Raw genomic sequence first — 253 nt, 5'->3', positions numbered from 1 at the left:
CACCACATCGCGCGGGGTAAAAAACTCTCCTGCGGTGTCGTTGGCAGATTCGGCGAACTTGCGGATCAGGTGTTCAAATACTAGCCCCATCTCGTGGTTGCTGATGGTTCCCGGATGCAGGTCGATGCTGGCAAACTTCTGCGTCACCAGGTACAGCAGGTTGGCCTTGTCGAGCTGAACCAGCCAGTCGGAGAAGGCGAAGTGCTCGAACACCTGGCGGGCGTTGGCGGAAAATTTGGCGACATAGTCCTCC

Annotated in this window: 1 protein-coding gene; it reads right to left on the bottom strand. The window is 57.3% G+C overall.

What is annotated here, in order from left to right; all coding sequences use genetic code 11:
• Positions 1-253 (bottom strand): N-6 DNA methylase (locus tag SB772_RS43515; protein ID WP_410838967.1); only part of this gene is annotated, 253 nt, incomplete at both ends.

This window comes from Paraburkholderia sp. SIMBA_030 (assembly GCF_046535245.1).
In the GTDB taxonomy this organism is placed as follows: domain Bacteria; phylum Pseudomonadota; class Gammaproteobacteria; order Burkholderiales; family Burkholderiaceae; genus Paraburkholderia.
Note: the sequence above shows the minus strand (reverse complement) of the source record. Positions and strands in the feature narration are given on the sequence as shown.